Here is a 468-nt window from a genome sequence, read left to right as displayed (position 1 = left end):
ACCTAATTATCAACAAGGCATAAGAGCTATGAGGCTTATTCTATCAGCGTTATAGGCGACTTGTCGCCCCGACAGAGCATTTTTAGGATCAAGCTTAATAGCTTGGGCATAATCGGCGCTTGCCTTCTGATTTTCCCCTAAGTATGAGTAGGCTAAACCCCGAACAAAGTAGGCATAATTATCAGGCTCAATCTGAATGGCTTGGGTATGATCGGCGATCGCCTTCTGATTTTCTCCAAATCTTAAGTATGCTTTACCTCGAGTATAGTAAGCAAAAATATCTTGAGGCTGAATCTGAATGGCTTGGGTATAATCGGCGATCGCCTTCTGTTTTTCCCCTAACTTTGAATAGGCATCACCTCGGCGGCTATAGTCGTAAGCTTTTTTAGGCTCAATCTGAATGGCTTGGGTATAATCGGCGATCGCCTTCTGATTATCTTGAAAAAATATTGAGTAGGCATCACCCCG

The 468-nt window shown here is 43.4% G+C and carries 1 protein-coding gene; it reads right to left on the bottom strand.

Annotated features, from left to right (window positions below; all coding sequences use genetic code 11):
* Window positions 1-9: 9 nt before the first annotated feature.
* Window positions 10-468: tetratricopeptide repeat protein (locus QUB70_RS31845; RefSeq protein ID WP_332985787.1), on the bottom strand; the 459-nt coding region annotated here is incomplete at its 5' end.

Origin of the sequence: Microcoleus sp. A003_D6 (genome assembly GCF_036702825.1) — a bacterium.
Taxonomy (GTDB): Bacteria; Cyanobacteriota; Cyanobacteriia; order Cyanobacteriales; family Microcoleaceae; genus Microcoleus.
Note: the sequence above shows the minus strand (reverse complement) of the source record. Positions and strands in the feature narration are given on the sequence as shown.